The organism is Xanthomonas rydalmerensis, assembly GCF_033170385.1.
In the GTDB taxonomy this organism is placed as follows: domain Bacteria; phylum Pseudomonadota; class Gammaproteobacteria; order Xanthomonadales; family Xanthomonadaceae; genus Xanthomonas_A; species Xanthomonas_A rydalmerensis.
The window spans coordinates 4,278,705-4,294,980 of sequence record NZ_CP126170.1; the positions used below are offsets into that span (position 1 = coordinate 4,278,705).

Annotated in this window: 15 protein-coding genes; 8 read left to right on the forward strand and 7 right to left on the reverse strand. The window is 68.7% G+C overall.

Features of this window, described 5'->3' with window-relative positions; translation table 11 throughout:
* The first annotated feature begins 39 nt into the window (after window positions 1–39).
* From QN245_RS18120 to QN245_RS18135, 4 genes are all read left to right on the forward strand, one after another.
* Complete coding sequence (locus tag QN245_RS18120; RefSeq protein ID WP_160968915.1) at window positions 40–1,152, forward strand: ABC transporter permease; 1,113 nt, start codon at window positions 40–42, stop codon at window positions 1,150–1,152.
* A gap of 76 nt (window positions 1,153–1,228) precedes the next feature.
* Complete coding sequence (locus QN245_RS18125) at window positions 1,229–2,044, forward strand: ABC transporter ATP-binding protein (protein WP_160968913.1); 816 nt, start codon at window positions 1,229–1,231, stop codon at window positions 2,042–2,044.
* Between the two features lie 4 nt (window positions 2,045–2,048).
* The gene (locus tag QN245_RS18130; protein WP_043093283.1) at window positions 2,049–2,975 is read left to right on the forward strand and encodes an MlaD family protein; all 927 of its coding nucleotides are present in this window, start codon (window positions 2,049–2,051) and stop codon (window positions 2,973–2,975) included.
* On the forward strand, window positions 2,972–3,646 hold the full coding sequence (locus QN245_RS18135; RefSeq protein ID WP_317843818.1) for an ABC-type transport auxiliary lipoprotein family protein: 675 nt from the start codon (window positions 2,972–2,974) through the stop codon (window positions 3,644–3,646). The genes QN245_RS18130 and QN245_RS18135 overlap by 4 nt, the downstream gene beginning before the upstream one ends.
* Before the next feature lie 303 nt (window positions 3,647–3,949).
* Here the strand turns inward: QN245_RS18135 and QN245_RS18140 are convergent, their stop codons facing one another.
* Window positions 3,950–4,537, reverse strand: coding sequence for an alpha-ketoglutarate-dependent dioxygenase AlkB family protein (locus tag QN245_RS18140; RefSeq protein WP_317843819.1), 588 nt, complete (start codon window positions 4,535–4,537; stop codon window positions 3,950–3,952).
* A gap of 113 nt (window positions 4,538–4,650) precedes the next feature.
* Here QN245_RS18140 and QN245_RS18145 point away from each other — a divergent pair, with 113 nt between their 5' ends.
* Together QN245_RS18145 and QN245_RS18150 are read left to right on the forward strand one after the other, a co-directional pair.
* A complete protein-coding gene (locus QN245_RS18145) occupies window positions 4,651–6,294 on the forward strand; it encodes an electron transfer flavoprotein-ubiquinone oxidoreductase (protein WP_160968907.1) in 1,644 nt (547 codons plus the stop codon).
* Window positions 6,291–8,360, forward strand: a complete 2,070-nt coding sequence (locus QN245_RS18150; protein ID WP_317843820.1) for a glycoside hydrolase family 99-like domain-containing protein — start codon at window positions 6,291–6,293, stop codon at window positions 8,358–8,360. Before QN245_RS18145 ends, QN245_RS18150 begins: the two co-directional genes overlap by 4 nt.
* A gap of 16 nt (window positions 8,361–8,376) precedes the next feature.
* Here the strand turns inward: QN245_RS18150 and QN245_RS18155 are convergent, their stop codons facing one another.
* Both QN245_RS18155 and QN245_RS18160 read right to left on the reverse strand, forming a co-directional pair.
* On the reverse strand, window positions 8,377–9,009 hold the full coding sequence (locus QN245_RS18155) for a CoA transferase subunit B (protein ID WP_317843821.1): 633 nt from the start codon (window positions 9,007–9,009) through the stop codon (window positions 8,377–8,379).
* A gap of 1 nt (window position 9,010) precedes the next feature.
* Complete coding sequence (locus tag QN245_RS18160; protein ID WP_184448431.1) at window positions 9,011–9,748, reverse strand: CoA transferase subunit A; 738 nt, start codon at window positions 9,746–9,748, stop codon at window positions 9,011–9,013.
* Between the two features lie 133 nt (window positions 9,749–9,881).
* Here QN245_RS18160 and QN245_RS18165 point away from each other — a divergent pair, with 133 nt between their 5' ends.
* Window positions 9,882–11,228, forward strand: a complete 1,347-nt coding sequence (locus QN245_RS18165; RefSeq protein ID WP_184448432.1) for a phosphohexomutase domain-containing protein — start codon at window positions 9,882–9,884, stop codon at window positions 11,226–11,228.
* A 49-nt stretch (window positions 11,229–11,277) separates the two neighbouring features.
* Window positions 11,278–12,681 (forward strand): mannose-1-phosphate guanylyltransferase/mannose-6-phosphate isomerase, encoded by a 1,404-nt coding sequence (locus QN245_RS18170; RefSeq protein ID WP_160968899.1) that lies wholly within the window; start codon window positions 11,278–11,280, stop codon window positions 12,679–12,681.
* Window positions 12,682–12,768: 87 nt separating this feature from the next.
* Here the strand turns inward: QN245_RS18170 and rfbD are convergent, their stop codons facing one another.
* From rfbD to rfbB, 4 genes are read right to left on the reverse strand one after another with little or no spacing between them, the layout of a single operon-like run.
* Entirely contained in the window at window positions 12,769–13,683 is a 915-nt protein-coding gene (gene rfbD, locus QN245_RS18175; RefSeq protein ID WP_184448433.1) for a dTDP-4-dehydrorhamnose reductase, read from the reverse strand.
* Window positions 13,680–14,237, reverse strand: coding sequence for a dTDP-4-dehydrorhamnose 3,5-epimerase (gene rfbC / locus QN245_RS18180; RefSeq protein WP_019797144.1), 558 nt, complete (start codon window positions 14,235–14,237; stop codon window positions 13,680–13,682). The genes rfbD and rfbC overlap by 4 nt, the downstream gene beginning before the upstream one ends.
* Window positions 14,234–15,121 carry a glucose-1-phosphate thymidylyltransferase RfbA gene (gene rfbA, locus QN245_RS18185; RefSeq protein ID WP_184448434.1) on the reverse strand — a complete coding sequence of 296 codons (888 nt, stop codon included), beginning with the start codon at window positions 15,119–15,121 and terminating at the stop codon, window positions 14,234–14,236. The genes rfbC and rfbA overlap by 4 nt, the downstream gene beginning before the upstream one ends.
* Before the next feature lie 58 nt (window positions 15,122–15,179).
* On the reverse strand, window positions 15,180–16,235 hold the full coding sequence (gene rfbB, locus QN245_RS18190; protein WP_184448435.1) for a dTDP-glucose 4,6-dehydratase: 1,056 nt from the start codon (window positions 16,233–16,235) through the stop codon (window positions 15,180–15,182).
* Window positions 16,236–16,276 lie beyond the last annotated feature (41 nt).

Below are 16,276 nucleotides of genomic sequence, written 5' to 3' on the forward strand. Positions count from 1 at the left end.
CACGGGCGAAACAGGTATGCTCGCGCACCGGACGCCCCCATGATCGAACCGCAACCGCCCAAACTCAGCCAGGACGACCGAGACCCCTCGCGGGTGCGGCTGACCGGCAGTTGGACCCTGGCCACGGCCCTGGCCTCCTCGGAAGTGCTGCGCGGCATGCCGGCCGGCACCACCGGCATCGACGCCAGCGGCATCGGCCAGCTGGATTCGGCCGGGGTGCTGCAGCTGATGCGCTACGCCACCCGCAACGGCATCGCCCACGAGGCGCTGGATTTCCGCCAGGACCATCGCGCGCTGGTCTCGACCATCGAGGACGTCGCCGACGACCGCCCCAAGCGCAAGCGCGACTACGGTTTCGCCGCGGCGCTGGAACGCCTGGGCTACGCGGTGCATCGCAACGGCAAGGAAATCGTCGCCCTGGTCGGCTTCCTCGGCGAGACCCTGGTCAAGATGATGCGCCTGGTGCATGAGCCGCGGCGCTTTCGCCTGACCTCCACCGTGCACCACATGGAGCAGGTCGGCCTGGACGCGGTGCCGCTGGTGGCGCTGCTGTCGTATCTGGTCGGCGCGGTGATCGCCTTCCTCGGCTCGACCATCCTGCGCGACTTCGGCGCCGAGATCTATGTGGTGGAGCTGGTCAGCATCGCCTTCCTGCGCGAGTTCGCGGTGCTGCTGACCGCGATCGTGCTCGCCGGGCGCACCGCCAGTGCGTTCACCGCGCAGATCGGCGCGATGAAGGCGCGCGAAGAGGTCGACGCGATCCAGACCCTGGGCCTGGACCCGATGGACCTGCTGGTGATCCCACGGCTGGTGGCGCTGATGCTGATGCTGCCGCTGCTGACCTTCGTGGCGATGATCGCCGGCCTGGCCGGCGGCGTCACCGTCGGCGCCTTCGACCTCGGCATCCCGCCGCAGATGTACCTGGCGCGCATGCACGACACCATCGATATCCGGCACATGCTGGTCGGGCTGTCCAAGGCCCCGATCTTCGCCATCGTGATCGGCCTGATCGGCTGCCTGGAAGGGCTGCGGGTGGAAGGCACCGCGCAATCCGTCGGCGAGCGCACCACCTCCAGCGTGGTGCAGACGATCTCGCTGGTGATCATCATCGACGCGATCGCCGCGCTGTGGTTCATGAACATGGGGTGGTGATGGAGCCGGGATTGGAAAGTAGGCATTGGGGATTCGTTGAAGCCGGGCGCTGCGCGCCTGGGCGGGAGCGGTTGCGTTGACCAATCCCGAATCCCAAATCCCGAATCCCGAATTGGCCATCTCCGTCCGCGGCCTGGTCAATCGCTTCGGCACCCAGACCGTGCACGAGGACCTGGACCTGGACGTGCGCCGCGGCGAGATCCTCGGCGTGGTCGGCGGCTCGGGCACCGGCAAGTCGGTGCTGATGCGCACCATCCTCGGCCTGCGCGACCCCGATGCCGGCAAGATCCAGGTGCTCGGCGTGGATACCGACTCCGGTCGCCGCGCCGATCGCCTGCACGTGGAGCGCAATACCGGCGTGCTGTTCCAGGACGGCGCGCTGTTCTCCTCGCTGACCGTCGGCGAGAACGTGCAAGTGCCGCTGAAGGAGCATTTCGGCGAACTGCCCGACAGCTGGCATTACGAGCTGGCGCTGCTGAAGGTGAAGCTGGCCGGCCTGCCCGCCGACGCATTGAACAAGCTGCCCTCGCAGCTGTCCGGCGGCATGCGCAAGCGCGCCGGGCTGGCGCGTGCGTTGGCGCTGGACCCGCCGCTGCTGTTCCTGGACGAGCCCACCGCCGGCCTGGACCCGATCGGCGCGGCCGCCTTCGACCGGCTGATCCGTACCCTGCAGGAAGCCCTGGGGCTGACCGTGTTCCTCATCACCCACGACCTGGACACCTTGTACGCTATCTGCGACCGCGTGGCGGTGCTGGCCGACCGCAAGGTCATCGCCAACGCGCCGTTGGCCGAGATCGAGCAAGTGGACCACCCGTGGATCCAAGAGTATTTCCACGGCCCGCGCGCGCGCGCCGCGCGCGATGCCAAGACCGCCTGGACCGAGACCCCCTGAGCCCATGGAAACCAAAGCCAATTACGTGCTGATCGGCGCCTTCACCATCGTGGTGGGGATCGCGCTGCTGCTGTTCGGACTCTGGGCCGCCAAGTACTCCTCCGACCGCACCTGGCAGGAATACCGCGTGGTGTTCCGCGAGGCGGTGACCGGCCTGTCGGTCGGCAGCCCGGTGCAGTACAACGGCATCGCGGTGGGCTCGATCACCGAGCTGACCCTGGCGCCGAACGACCCGCGCCAGGTGGTGGCGCGGATCCGGGTCAACTCGACCACGCCGATCAAGAGCGACACCCGCGCCAAGCTGGGCATCACCAGCCTGACCGGCCCGTCGATCATCCAGCTCTCCGGCGGCACCCCGGAAGCGCCGTCGCTGACCTCGATCGACAACAGCGATGCGCCGATCATCCAGACCACGCCCTCGGCGCTGCAGAACATCACCGACACCGCCAACCGCATCGTCGAACGCCTGGACGAAGTGCTCAGCGACCGCAACGTCGCCAGCATCACCGCCACCCTGCACAACCTGGAGACCATCAGCGGCGGCCTGGCCGACCGCGACCAGGGCATGCAGTCGCTGATCGTCAGCGCGCGCGACGCCGCGCGCAACCTGGACACCACGCTCAAGACCACCAACGGCACCATCCAGCGCCTGGACCAGAATCTGGTGCAGCAGCTGCCGCCGATCCTGGACAAGCTGGAGGACACGCTGAGCAAGCTGGATTCGGCCGCGGGCAATGCCGACAAGATCCTTGGCGAGAACCGCTCGGCGATCAACAGCTTCGCCAACGACGGCCTCGGCCAGCTCGGCCCGACCCTGACCGAACTGCGCGGCCTGATCCGCGACCTGCGCCGGGTCAGCGACCGCCTGGACAACAACCCCGCGCGCTACCTGCTCGGCCGCGACGCCCCGAAGGAGTTCAAACCCAAATGAAGCCGATGCGCGCCTTCCTCCTGCTCGCCGTGCCGGCCCTGCTGCTGGCCGGCTGTTCGCTGCCCGGCGGCAACAAGGAGCCGGTGACGATCTACGCGCCGGACGTGCGGGTGACCGCCGACCCGGCCTGGCCGCAGGTGAGCTGGCAACTGGCACTGACCAAGCCCAGCGCCGCGCGCGTGGTCGACAGTTCGCGCATCGCGGTGCGGCCGACGCCCGACGAACTGCAGGTGTACGGCGGCGTCAGCTGGGCGCAGCCGGCCACCGACATGCTCGAGGACATGCTGCTGCGCGGGTTCGAGGATTCCGGGCGCATCCCCGGCGTGGCCCGGCTCGGCACCGGCATTCGCGCCGACTACAAGCTGCTGCTGGACCTGCGGCGTTTCGAAGCGGACTACGCCGGGCGCGCGGTGCCGTCGGCCACCATCGAACTCAATGCCAAACTGCTGTACAGCGCCGACCAGCGCGTGGTCGCCTCGCGCACCTTCCTGGTGACCCAGCCGGCCGCCGGCACCGCCGAATCGCAGGTGGTCGACGCCTTCGGCCAGGCCATGTCGCAACTCGGCCACGATGTGGTCGGCTGGACCCTGCAGCAGGGCCAGGCCGACGCGGCCACGGCGATGGCGCCGAGCGTTCCGCCGCCGGCCAGCCCGAAGCCGCCGCGGCGCTGATTGCTCCCCTGATTGCTCCCCTCTCCCACCGGGAGAGGGGTCGGGGGTGAGGGTACGGCGGCTGCGGAGTCATTTCTCCAGACACATCCCTAGCGCCCGAACCCTCATCCGCCCCTTCGGGGCACCTTCTCCCGGAGGGAGAAGGGATCAAGTCCCCCCATGACCGCTCTGCTCCCCTCTCCCACCGGGAGAGGGGTCGGGGGTGCGGGTACGGCGGCTGCGGAGTCATTTCTCCAGACACATCCCTAGCGCCCGAACCCTCATCCGCCCCTTCGGGGCACCTTCTCCCGGTGGGAGAAGGGATCAGGGCAAGGAAGGCGCAATGCGGCGGAACGTCAGGTTGATCCGCTCGCCGACCGGCTTGGCGGTGCGCGGTAGGGCGTGCCGGTACAGGCGCTGGGTGTCGCCCGCCATCAGCAGCAATCCGCCGGAGCTCAGTTCCAACGCCTGGCGCAGCGCCGGCTGCTGGCGATGGCGCAACACGAAGCGACGCGACGCGCCCAGGCTCAGCGAGGCGATCACCGGCGCCGGGCCGAGTTCGCGCTCGTCGTCGCTGTGCCAGCCCATCGCATCGCGGCCGTCGCGGTAGCGGTTGGCGAGCACGCTGTTGAACGCCACCCCGGTCTCGGCCGCCAGCCGCGCACGCAGCGGCAGCAGCGCCGGCGGCCACGGATGCGGCGCGAAGCGGGTACCGGAATAGCGGTAGCTGGCGTCGGCATCGCCGATCCAGCAGCTCAGCCGCGGCGAATCGACCAGCTTGCCGAACAGGCGGATCCGGTGCACTTCCCAAGGCACCTCGCGCAGCAACTGCGCGCACAGCGCCGTCGCCGCGGCCGGGTCCAGCCACTCGGGATACCAGCGCAACTCGGCGCCGGGCAGATCAAGTTCCATCGCGCCACGCTAGCACGCCCGCCCCCACCATACGCCGGCGTTCGGAATTTGCCCCTTCACGCGCAAACCCTGAAAATGCAGGCAGCCAGAACGAGCCAACGGGAGCGGAACAGATGACGGGAACCGAGGGCGGCGCCAACGCGCCGCAGCCAGTGGAGCGCGACGTCATGGAGTACGACGTCGTCACCGTCGGCGCGGGCCCGGCCGGGTTGGCGTTCGCGATCCGGCTCAAGCAGCTCAACCCCGACATCTCGGTCTGCGTGATCGAGAAGGCCAGCACCATCGGGGCGCACATCCTGTCCGGCGCGGTGATCGAACCGGCGCCGCTGGATGCGCTGCTGCCGGGCTGGCGCGACAACCCGCCGCCGATCTGCGTGCCGGCGGCCGAGGACGAGTTCTGGTACCTGAGCAAGGACGGCGGGCACAAGTTCCCGATGGTGCCGCCGGGCATGCGCAACCACGGCAACTTCATCGTCAGCCTCGGCGCCATGTGCGCCTGGCTCGCACCTCAGGCCGAGGCGCTGGGCGTGGAGATCTACCCCGGCTTCGCCGCCGCCGAGACCCTGCATGCCGAGGACGGCACGGTGCTGGGCGTGCGCATCGGCGACATGGGCGTGGCCAAGGACGGATCGCACAAGCCGGGCTACACCGCCGGCATCGACATCCGCGCCAAGGTCACGGTGCTGGCCGAAGGCGCGCGCGGACACCTGACCAAGCGCCTGATCGCGCGTTTCGCGCTCGACGCCGGCCACGATCCGCAGGCGTTCTCGATCGGCATCAAGGAGCTGTGGCAGTTGCCCGAGGGCCGCGTCAGCCCCGGCAAGATCGTGCACACCCTGGGTTGGCCGGCCGACAGCAAGACCTACGGCGGCAGCTTCCTGTATCACCTGGAGAACAACCAGGTGGCGCTAGGCTACGTCAGCGGCCTGGACTACCACGATCCCGAATACCGGCCGTGGGAAGCCTTCCAGCAGTGGAAGAACCACCCGATGATGAAGTCGCTGCTGGAAGGCGGCAGCATCCTCTCGGCCGGCGCGCGCGCCATCGCCAGCGGTGGCTGGCAGTCGCTGCCGAAGGTGGAGATGCCCGGCGCGCTGCTGATCGGCGACACCGCCGGCCTGCTCAACGTCCCCAAGATCAAGGGCACCCATCAGGCGATCCGCAGCGGCATGCTCGCCGCCGAACACCTCGCCGCCGGCGCCGCGCTCGACCCGGCCGGCTTCGACGCGCGCCTGCGCGGCTCGGAGGTGATGGCCGAGTTGCGCCAGGTACGCAACATCAAGCCCGGTTTCAAGAAGGGGCTGTGGTTCGGCCTGCTCAATGGCGCGTGGGAAACCCTGGTCAAGGGCGCCTCGCCGTGGACGCTCAAGGTCGGCGCCGACTGGAAGAGCCTGGACCGGCTGGGCGAGCACGAGCAGCCCAAGCGCGACTACGTGCAGCGCGAACTGGCCCCGCGCGATCGCCTGCAGGGCGTGTACTTCGCCGCCACCGAGCACGACGAGGACCAGCCGGTGCACCTGCACGTGCTCGATCCGCAGATCTGCGTGACCCGCTGCACCGAGGAGTACGGCAACCCGTGCACGCGTTTCTGCCCGGCGGCGGTGTACGAGATCGTCGACGACGCGGCCGGCAAGCGCCTGCAGATCAACGCCGCCAACTGCGTGCATTGCAAGACCTGCGACATCAAGGATCCCTACGCGATCATCGACTGGGTGACGCCGGAAGGCGGCTCCGGGCCGAACTACCAGAACCTGTGAGCGCAGGCCTGCCCGCGCGCCTGAAAACCGCGCTGTACCTCACGCTGCGCGCGGGCTTTCGCGTCCTGCCGCTGGCGCCGGCGCAGCGCGATCGCCTGCGCGCGCGCTTCCTGGAGCGCCATGCGGATCTGGTGCCGCCGCCGCCGCGCGGGCGCGCCACCGACGGGCACGGCGAACGCCGGCCGCGCGCGCGCGCCGACGAACGCGCGATCGGCCACGTGTCCTCGCAGGAAGCGCCATTGCCCACGCCACTGCCGGCCACCGTGGTGGCGTTCTACCTGCCGCAGTTCCATCCGATCCCGGAGAACGACGCCTGGTGGGGCACCGGCTTCACCGAATGGCGCAACGTCACCCGCGCGCTGCCGCAGTTCGAGGGACATGTGCAGCCGCGGCTGCCGGCGGACCTGGGGTTCTACGACCTGCGCAACCCGCAGAGCATGCGGCAGCAGGTGGCGCTGGCGAAGCAGTACGGCATCGGCGCGTTCTGCTTCTACTTCTATTGGTTCGGCGGCAAGACCCTGCTGGAGACGCCGCTGCGGCAGTGGCTGGACGATCCCACGCTGGAGCTGCCGTTCTGCCTGTGCTGGGCCAACGAGCAATGGTCGCGGCGCTGGGACGGCCGCGGCGACGACGTGCTGATGGCGCAGGCGCACAGCGCGCAGGACGACCTGGACTTCATCGCGCACGTGGCCGACTACCTGCGCGACCCGCGCTGCCTGCGCGTGGATGGCCGGCCGATGCTGCTGGTGTACCGCCCGCATCTGCTGCCGGATCCACAGGCCACCGCCACGCGCTGGCGCGACTGGTGCCGAGAACACGGCATCGGCGAATTGCACCTGGCCTACGTGCAGGGCTTCGAGCGGCCGGACCCGCGCGACATCGGTTTCGACGCGGCGGTCGAGTTCCCGCCGAACATGAGCAATCCCCGCTCGCTGGCCGCCGAGCAGCACCTGCTCAATCCCGACTACAGCGGCGCCGTGCTGGATTGGCGCGCCCTGGCCGCGGAGATCGCCGCGCGCCCGCTGCCCGACTATCTGCTGTATCCGGGCGTCAACCCGGGCTGGGACAACGAAGCGCGCCGTCCCGGCGCCGGCCGCGTCTATCTGCACGCCTCGCCGCGCGGCTACGAGGACTGGCTGCGCACCACCATCCATACCAGGCTGCAGGGTCGCCGCGCCGAGCAGCGCCTGGTGTTCGTCAACGCCTGGAACGAGTGGGCCGAAGGCGCCGTGCTGGAACCGGATGCGCGGCTGGGCCATGCCTATCTCGATGCAACCCGCCGCGCGCTGGCGCCACTGCCGGCGCGCGACGCGACGCCGCACGCGATCGTCCACGCCTGGTATCCGGACGTGCTGCCGGAACTGCTGGCGCAACTGGCCGCGAGCGCCCTGCCGTGGCGTCTGCTGGTCACCACCTCGCCCGACCAGGCCGATGCGGTGCGCGCGCACCTGCGTGCGTGCGCGTTGCCGTCCGAGGTGATGGTGCTGGAGAACCGCGGCCGCGACATCCTGCCGTTCCTGCACGCCGCCGAGCGGCTGCTGCGCGATGGCGTGGACGTGGTGCTGAAACTGCATACCAAGCGCAGCACCCATCTGCACAACGGCGATGCCTGGCGCACCGAACTGCTGCAACGCCTGGCCGGCGCCGACCGTGCCGCGCGCGTGCTGCAGGCCTTCGCGCAGGAGCCTGCGCTCGGCCTGGTCGCGCCCGAAGGCCATCTGCTGCCGTTGGCCGAATTCTGGGGCGGCAACCGCGCGGCCGCCGACTACCTGCTGCGCCGGACCGGCCACAGCGACGCGCGCCTGGAGCAGGCGCAGTTCATCTCGGGCAGCATGTTCTGGGCACGCCTGGACGCGCTGCGGCCGCTGCTGGACAGCGGCCTGTGCCCTTCCGAATTCGAGGCCGAGCACGGGCAACTTGACGCCACCCTGGCGCATGCGGTGGAACGGCTGGCGGCGCCGCTGGCCGAGCGCGCCGGCTACCGGGTGGCCACCGTGGCCGACCTGCTCGGCCAGCCACCGCCGGTATCCACCACCGACTACGCCTACGCGCAGCGCAGCGCCTGAGCGGCGCAGCGCGCCCTTACCCGCGCCGGAACGGCACGCCGGTCTTGGCGACCAGTTCGGCCTCTTCCACGCCCTCGGCGGTTTCCACCAGCACCAGGCCGCTGTCGGTGACGTCGAACACGGCCAGGTCGGTGATGATGCGATCGACCACGCCGACACCGGTCAGCGGCAGATCGCAGGCCGGCAGGATCTTGTGGCTGCCGTCCTTGGCCACGTGTTCCATCAGCACCACCACGCGCTTGACCCCGGCCACCAGGTCCATCGCGCCGCCCATGCCCTTGACCATCTTGCCCGGCACCATCCAGTTGGCCAGGTCGCCCTTCTCGCTGACCTGCATCGCGCCGAGGATGGCCAGGTCGATATGGCCGCCGCGGATCATCGCGAAGGAATCGTGGCTACCGAAGTAGCTGGCGCCGGCGCGGGCGGTGACGGTCTGCTTGCCGGCATTGATCAGGTCGGCATCGACCTCGTCCTCGCTGGGGAACGGACCGATGCCGAGCAGGCCGTTCTCCGATTGCAGCCACACGTCCACGCCCTCGGGAATGTGGTTGGCGACCAGGGTCGGCAGGCCGATACCCAGATTCACGTAGGCGCCGTCGGTGAGTTCGCGGGCGGCGCGCTGCGCCATGTCGTCGCGGGTCCAGGCCATGTCAGGCGTCCTTCTGGCGCAGGGTGCGCTGTTCGATGCGTTTTTCGGGATGCGGGTTGTGCACGAGGCGGTCGACGTAGATGCCGGGCAGGTGCACCTGGTCCGGATCCAGGCTGCCGGTCTCCACCACTTCTTCGACCTCGGCGATGCAGAGCTTGCCGGCCATCGCGCAGGCCGGGTTGAAATTGCGCGCGGTCTTGCGGAACACCAGGTTGCCGGCGGCATCGGCCTTCCACGCCTTGACCAGGGCCACGTCGGCGCGCAGGGCGGTCTCCAGCACGTAATGCTTGCCGTCGAACTCGCGGGTCTCCTTGCCCTCGGCCACCACGGTGCCGTAGCCGGTAGCGGTGAAGAACGCGGGGATGCCCGCACCGCCGGCACGCAGGCGTTCCGCCAGGGTACCCTGCGGATTGAATTCCAGTTCCAGTTCGCCGGCCAGGTACTGGCGTTCGAACTCCTTGTTCTCGCCGACGTAGGACGAAATCATCTTGCGGATCTGCCGCGTCGCCAGCAGTTGGCCCAGGCCGAAGCCATCGACGCCGGCATTGTTGGAGATCACCGTGAGGCCGCTGACGCCGCTGTCGCGCAAGGCAGCGATCAAGGCCTCGGGGATGCCGCACAGGCCGAAGCCGCCGACCGCCAGGGTCTGCCCGTCCGCCACCACGTCGGCCAGCGCCGTGGCCGCATCGGGGTAAAGCTTGCCGCGCCGCCCGCCCGCAAGGGTAGTGGTGTCGCCCATTCGCCAGCTCCGCGTTGGAAATAGGCGCGTAGTCTAGCCGCTCGCCGCGCCGGACCCCCGCCGCACCGCCGCAACGACCGATTAAGCGGCGGAACGTTACACTCGGGTTTCCCCCAACTAGGACCCTCTTCCTATGTCGCTTCCCGCATTCAAGGCCTACGACATCCGCGGTCGCGTTCCCGACGAACTGAACGAGGACTTGGCGCGCCGCATCGGCGTGGCGCTGGCGGGGCAGTTGCAGAGCGGCCCGGTGGTGGTCGGCCATGACGTGCGCCTGGCCAGCCCCGCGCTACAGGCGGCACTGTCGGCGGGCCTGCGCGCCAGCGGCCGCGAGGTCATCGACATCGGCCTGTGCGGCACCGAGGAAGTGTATTTCCAGACCGACCACCTGCAGGCCGCCGGCGGCGTGATGGTCACCGCCAGCCACAACCCGATGGACTACAACGGCATGAAGCTGGTGCGCGAGAACGCGCGCCCGATCAGCTCCGATACCGGCCTGTTCGCGATCCGCGACACCGTCGCCGCCGACACCGCGCCGGCCGCGGCGCCGACCGCCGCCGAGCATCACCGCCCGGACAAGAGCGCCTACATCGAGCACCTGCTCAGCTACGTCGACCGCGCCACGCTCAAGCCGCTGAAGCTGGTGGTCAACGCCGGCAACGGCGGCGCCGGTGCCATCATCGACCTGCTGGCGCCGCACCTGCCGTTCGAGTTCGTGCGCGTCTTCCACGAGCCGGACGGCCACTTCCCCAACGGCATTCCCAACCCGCTGCTACCGGAGAACCGCGCCGCCACGGCCAATGCGGTCAAGCAGCACGGCGCCGACTTCGGCATCGCCTGGGACGGGGACTTCGACCGCTGCTTCTTCTTCGACGCCGACGGCCGCTTCATCGAGGGCTACTACCTGGTGGGCCTGCTGGCGCAGGCGATCCTGGCCAAGCAGCCGGGCGGCAAGGTCGTGCACGACCCGCGCCTGACCTGGAACACGATCGAACAGGTCGAGGAGGCCGGCGGCATTCCGGTGCTGTGCAAGAGCGGGCATGCCTTCATCAAGGAGAAGATGCGCAGCGAAAACGCCGTGTACGGCGGCGAGATGAGCGCGCACCACTACTTCCGCGAATTCGCCTACGCCGACTCGGGGATGATCCCGTGGCTGCTGATCGCCGAACTGGTGTCGCAATCCGGCCGCTCGCTGGCCGACCTAGTCGAGGCGCGCATGCAGAAGTTCCCGTGCAGCGGCGAGATCAACTTCAAGGTCGCCGACGCCAAGGCGGCGGTGGCGCGGGTGATGGAACACTTCGCCTCGCATGCGCCGACGCTGGACTACACCGACGGCGTCAGCGCCGAATTCGCCGACTGGCGCTTCAACCTGCGCAGTTCCAACACCGAGCCGCTGCTGCGCCTGAACGTGGAAACCCGCGGCGATGCGGCGTTGCTGGAACAGCGTACCCAGGAGATCTCCGAGCTGCTGCGCGGCTGATCCCGACACCCTCCCCCACCCACAGACGCACTATGGAGTTCCCCCGCCCATGAGCGACGTCCTTCCCATCATCCTGTCCGGCGGTTCCGGCACGCGCCTGTGGCCGTTGTCGCGCGAGTCGTATCCCAAGCAATTCCTGCCACTGGTCGGCGAGCAGAGCATGCTGCAGGCCACCTGGCAGCGCGCGGCGCCGGTCGCCGCGCATGCGCCCATCGTGGTCGCCAACGAAGAACACCGCTTCGTCGCGGCCGAGCAGTTGCAACAGATCGGCGTGAAGCCGCATGCGATCCTGCTCGAACCCAAGGGCCGCAACACCGCCCCGGCGATCGCCGTGGCGGCGCTGGAGGCCTCACGCGATGGCGCCGATCCGCTGTTGCTGGTCCTGCCCTCCGATCATGTGATCGGCGACGAGGCGGCGTTCCAGGCAGCGGTGCGCGTGGCCGCCATCGCGGCCGAGCAAGGCAAGCTGGTGACGTTCGGGATCAAGCCGACCGCACCGGAAACCGGCTACGGCTACATCAAGGCGGCCGCCGGCGATGGCGCGCGCGCGGTCGAGCGCTTCGTCGAAAAACCCGACTTGGCCACCGCGAAAAGTTATCTGGCGTCGGGCGAGTATTACTGGAACAGCGGCATGTTCCTGTTCCGCGCCTCGCGCTACCTGGAAGAACTGCGCAAGTTCCAGCCCGCCATCGCTGATGCCTGCACCAAGGCGTGGCAGTCGGCAAAGCGCGACGCCGACTTCACCCGTCTGGACAAGGACGCCTTCGCCGCCAGCCCCTCCGACTCCATCGACTACGCGGTGATGGAAAAGACCGCCGACGCGGTGGTGGTGCCGCTAGACGCCAAGTGGAGCGACGTCGGCTCCTGGTCGGCGCTGCTGGACGTGTCGCCGCAGGATGCCAACGGCAATGCCCACCACGGCGACGTGATCGAGATCGATTGCCGCAACACCTACGCCTACGGCTCGCGCCTGATCGCGATGGTCGGCCTGCAGGACGTGGTGGTTGTGGAGACCGACGACGCGGTGCTGGTCGGCCACCGCGAACGCATCCAGGAAGTGAAGGACATCGTCGCCAGGATCAAGGCCAACGGCCGCTCCGAAGCCACCTGGCACCGCAAGGTGTACCGTCCGTGGGGCGCCTACGACTCGATCGACAACGGCCAGCGTTTCCAGGTCAAGCGCATCACGGTCAAGCCCGGCGCCACGCTGAGCCTGCAGATGCATCACCACCGCGCCGAGCACTGGATCGTGGTGAGCGGTACCGCCGAAGTCACCCGTGGCGAGGAAGTACTGCTGCTCACCGAAAACCAGAGCACCTACATCCCGCTCGGCGTGACCCACCGCCTGAAGAACCCCGGCAAGCTGCCGCTGGAGTTGATCGAAGTGCAGTCGGGTAGCTACCTGGGCGAGGACGACATCGTGCGCTTCGAGGACACCTACGGGCGCACCTGAGTCCGGCACACGCCACAACGCAAAGAGCCGGGCACTGCCCGGCTCTTTGCTTTTCGGCTGCGTGCTTTTTCTGCCGCGTACGGCAGGTCAGGCGGCCGGTGCTGCCGTGGCGAGTTCACCGATCACCTGGCGCAGGCCATCGCGCCACTGCGGCAGTTCCAGCGCGAAATCGCGCTGCAGGCGCGACACGTCCAGGCGCGAGTAGGCCGGGCGCTTGGCCGGGGTCGGATACTCCGCGGTGGTGATCGGCAGCACCCGCGGCGCGCGCGACAGCAGGCCCGCCGCCACCGCCTCGGCGAAGATCGCCTCGGCGAAGCCGTGCCAGGTGGTCTCGCCGGCCGCGGTCAGATGCCAGGTCCCGGACGGCAGCGTCGCGCGCTGCGCCAGCACGCGCGCAGTGACATCGGCGATCAGCGCCGCCGGAGTCGGCGTGCCGACCTGATCGGCGACCACCCGCAGTTCGTCGCGGTCGGCGCCGACGCGCAGCATGGTGCGCAGGAAATTGTGTCCGTGCGCGGCATACACCCAGGCGGTGCGGAAGATCAGGTGCTGCGCACCGGAAGCGCGGATCGCCTCCTCGCCGGCCAGCTTGGTGGCGCCGTACACGCCCAGCGGCGCGGTCGGTGCATCCTCGGGATAAGGCTGCGCGCCCTGGCCGTCGAACACGTAGTCGGTGGAGTAATGCACCAGCGGCACGCCCTGCGCCGCACACCAGGTGGCGATCGCCGCCGGCGATTCGGCATTGGCACGGCGGGCGGCCTCTGCGTCCTGTTCGGCGCGATCGACCGCGGTGTAGGCCGCGGCGTTGACCACCGCCGTCGGCCGCAGCCGGTCCAGCAGTTCGCCCAGCGTCTGCGGCTGGTCGAAATCGGCGCGCTCGCAGGCGCTGCCGTCGGGCAACTGGCCGCTGCGCGTGGTCGCGAGCACCGGCCCCTGCGCCGCCAGCGCGCGCAGCAGCTCCTGCCCGACCTGGCCGTTGCCGCCGAAGACCAGCACGCTCATGGCTGGTAGACCGGCAGGCGCTCGACCGGGATATCGGCCAGGAACGGCGCGACAGCGTCCTTGCCCGACAGCACCGGCTCGGAGATCGGCCAGTCGACGCCGATCGCGGCATCGTCCCAGCGCACGCCAGCGTCGGCTTCCTTGACGTACACGTCGGTACACAGATAGCTGAACACCGCACGCTCCGACAGCACGGCAAATCCGTGCGCGAAGCCTTCCGGAATCCAGAACTGCTTCTTGTTCTCCGCGCTCAGCACCACCGCGGCCCAGCGGCCGAAGTGGGGCGAGCCATGACGTATGTCGACGGCGACGTCGTACACCTCGCCCTCGAGGACGCTGACCAGCTTGCCCTGTGGCCGCGGCCACTGGTAATGCAGGCCGCGCAGCACGCCCTTGGCCGAGGTGGAGACGTTGCTCTGCACGAACTTGGTGGGCAGTCCGTGCTCGCCGAAACGCTCGGCGTTCCAGGTCTCGAAGAAATAGCCACGCGCATCGCCGAACACCGCCGGCTCGATCACCACGCAGCCGGGCAGATTGGTTTCAATCACTTTCACGGAACGGTTCCTCGTACAGCCAGTTCATGCAGATAGGTGCCATAAGCGTTCTTGCGCAGCGGAGCGGCAAGTTTCTCCAGCTGCGCCGCATCGATCCACCCGTTCCCGAAGGCGATCTCTTCCGGGCAGCAGACCTGCAGGCCCTGCCGCGACTGGATGGTCTCGATGAAATTGGAGGCTTCGTGCAGCGACTGGTGGGTACCGGTATCCAGCCAGGCATAGCCACGGCCCAGCGCTTCCAGATGCAGTTCACCAGCTTCCAGGTAACGGCGATTGAGATCGGTGATCTCCAGTTCGCCGCGCGGCGAGGGCTTCAGTTCCGCGGCATGGTCGCTGGCCTGGCCATCGTAGAAATACAGGCCGGTGACCGCATAGTTGGAGCGCGGCTTGGCCGGCTTTTCCTCGATGTCGATGACCTTGCCGGACGCGTCGAACTCGGCCACGCCGTAGCGCTCGGGGTCGTTGACCCAGTAGCCGAAGACGGTGGCCCCATGCTGCCGCGCATCGGCACGGCGCAGGGTCTCGGTCAGGCCATGGCCGTGGAAGATGTTGTCGCCCAGCACCAGGCAGCTCGGCTTGCCGGCGACGAAGTCGCGGCCGATCAGGTAGGCCTGGGCCAGCCCGTCCGGACTCGGCTGCACCGCGTACTGGATATCCATGCCCCACTGCGCGCCATCGCCCAGCAGCGCCTGGAACAGCGCCTGCTCGTGCGGGGTGTTGATGATCAGCACCTCGCGGATCCCGGCCAGCATCAGCACGCTGAGCGGGTAATAGATCATCGGCTTGTCGTACACCGGCAACAGCTGCTTGCTGACGCCCTTGGTGATCGGATACAGCCGCGTGCCGGAGCCGCCAGCGAGGATGATGCCCTTGCGTTGTGTCATGAGGTGCTTCCTATGGACGTCCGCATGTGGATGTGCGGACGCATGCGAGGGACGCGGGTTATGCCGCGGTGCCGATCCGTTCCAGCCGATAGCTGCCATCGAGCACGCCCTGCACCCAGTCCTGATGGCTCAGGTACCAGTCCACGGTGAGCGCGATGCCCTGTTCGAAGGTGTACTTCGGCTCCCAGCCCAGTTCGTTCTTCAGCTTGGAGGCGTCGATGGCGTAGCGGCGATCGTGGCCGGGCCGGTCGGCGACGTAGGTGATCTGGCTGACGCGCGGCTTGCCGTCTTCGCGCGGACGCCGTGCGTCCAGCAGCGCGCAGATCGCCTGCACCACTTCGATGTTCTGCTTCTCGGAATTGCCGCCGACGTTGTAGGTCTCGCCCACTTTGCCCTTGGCCAGCACGGTGCGGATCGCTTCGCAGTGGTCGCCGACGAACAGCCAGTCGCGCACCTGCTTGCCGTCGCCGTACACCGGCAGCGGCTCGCCGGCCAGCGCCTTGGCGATCACCAGCGGAATAAGCTTCTCCGGAAAGTGGTAGGGGCCGTAGTTGTTGGAGCAGTTGGTGGTCAGCACCGGCAGGCCGTAGGTGTGGTGGAACGCGCGCACCAGATGGTCGGAGGCGGCCTTGGACGCCGAGTACGGCGAGTTCGGCGCATACGGGGTGGTTTCGCTGAACTTGCCGGTCTCGCCGAGGGTGCCGTAGACCTCGTCGGTGGACACGTGCAGGAAACGGAACGCGTCGCGGCGGCCGTCCGGCAGCGCCTTCCAGTGATCGCGCACCGACTCCAGCAGGCCCAGGGTGCCGACCACGTTGGTCTGGATGAAGGCGCCGGGGCCATCGATCGAGCGGTCCACGTGGCTCTCGGCGGCGAAATTGACCACCGCGTCGGGCTGGTGCTCGGCGAGCAGACGGCTCACCAGCTCGCGGTCGCCGATGTCCCCGTGCACGAACACGTGGTCGGGATTGCCTTCCAGCGACGCCAGCGTGTTCAGGTTCCCGGCGTAGGTCAGTGCGTCCAGGTTGATCACACGGATGCCGCGCGCCACCGCCTCGAGCACGAAATTACCGCCGATGAAACCGGCACCGCCGGTTACGAGCCAAGTCGCCACTGTGTGTCTCTCCTGATTGGGCGCCGTCGGCGCCTAATGTC

What these genes read in the sequence shown, in the direction of transcription:
- QN245_RS18145 (WP_160968907.1), top strand. Translation starts at nt 4,651, where the DNA reads ATGACGGGAACCGAGGGCGGCGCCAACGCGCCGCAGCCAGTGGAGCGC.
- QN245_RS18155 (WP_317843821.1), bottom strand. Translation starts at nt 9,009, where the DNA reads ATGGCCTGGACCCGCGACGACATGGCGCAGCGCGCCGCCCGCGAACTC.
- QN245_RS18120 (WP_160968915.1), top strand. Translation starts at nt 40, where the DNA reads ATGATCGAACCGCAACCGCCCAAACTCAGCCAGGACGACCGAGACCCC.
- QN245_RS18160 (WP_184448431.1), bottom strand. Translation starts at nt 9,748, where the DNA reads ATGGGCGACACCACTACCCTTGCGGGCGGGCGGCGCGGCAAGCTTTAC.
- rfbA (WP_184448434.1), bottom strand. Translation starts at nt 15,121, where the DNA reads ATGACACAACGCAAGGGCATCATCCTCGCTGGCGGCTCCGGCACGCGG.
- QN245_RS18130 (WP_043093283.1), top strand. Translation starts at nt 2,049, where the DNA reads ATGGAAACCAAAGCCAATTACGTGCTGATCGGCGCCTTCACCATCGTG.
- QN245_RS18135 (WP_317843818.1), top strand. Translation starts at nt 2,972, where the DNA reads ATGAAGCCGATGCGCGCCTTCCTCCTGCTCGCCGTGCCGGCCCTGCTG.
- QN245_RS18165 (WP_184448432.1), top strand. Translation starts at nt 9,882, where the DNA reads ATGTCGCTTCCCGCATTCAAGGCCTACGACATCCGCGGTCGCGTTCCC.
- QN245_RS18170 (WP_160968899.1), top strand. Translation starts at nt 11,278, where the DNA reads ATGAGCGACGTCCTTCCCATCATCCTGTCCGGCGGTTCCGGCACGCGC.
- rfbD (WP_184448433.1), bottom strand. Translation starts at nt 13,683, where the DNA reads ATGAGCGTGCTGGTCTTCGGCGGCAACGGCCAGGTCGGGCAGGAGCTG.
- QN245_RS18140 (WP_317843819.1), bottom strand. Translation starts at nt 4,537, where the DNA reads ATGGAACTTGATCTGCCCGGCGCCGAGTTGCGCTGGTATCCCGAGTGG.